The organism is Parasegetibacter sp. NRK P23 (assembly GCF_023721715.1).
Taxonomy (GTDB): Bacteria; Bacteroidota; Bacteroidia; order Chitinophagales; family Chitinophagaceae; genus Parasegetibacter.
Genome location: NZ_JAMDLG010000027.1, coordinates 1 through 558 on the forward strand (window position 1 = coordinate 1; position 558 = coordinate 558).

General features: G+C 36.6%; 1 protein-coding gene. It reads left to right on the forward strand.

All coding sequences use genetic code 11. The annotated features are described in order from the left end of the window. Positions 1–85: 85 nt before the first annotated feature. Positions 86–520, forward strand: coding sequence for a hypothetical protein (locus M4J38_RS19385; protein ID WP_251761467.1), 435 nt, complete (start codon positions 86–88; stop codon positions 518–520). Positions 521–558 lie beyond the last annotated feature (38 nt).

The following is a 558-nucleotide window of genomic DNA, read 5'->3' on the forward strand; positions in this document are numbered from 1 at the left end:
CCATCAGTAAGCCGTACCGTTGTGTGTAACCTTGGTGACGTTTTACACTTATCAAAATTACAGTTGGACAATTCTCAAATACTCAATGGATATTTTAACTCTTAGTCAAGCGACACGAAAAATAGGAGCAAATCAAACGCCGAGGGACTATTGGGATTTTATGGTTTCAGGTAAATCGCTAAAGACAATTCTAAATTTAGAGTCTGCTGACTATATGACCTTGATTAATTTGGAAGGAAACCAAGAGTATTATAGACATGTTTTGAATGTTTTTACTCTAAAAGAAAAATCTCAACTTGCTTCAGGGCGAGTTATGATCTACGTTTGTCCTGAATGCGGCGATATAGAGTGCGGAGCCATTACTGCGACAATCAAAGATTTTGAGGGAAAAATTGTTTTAGGGGACTTTGGTTATGAAACTGGCTATGCAGGACTGACTGAAATTTATGACCAAATTGAACCAATTGAGTTTGAAAGAGCGAGTTATTTTGCTGCTTTTTCAAGACTTTCAATTTTATAAAAGTATTGAGCTTTGGAAAGAATCGGCTACACACAACA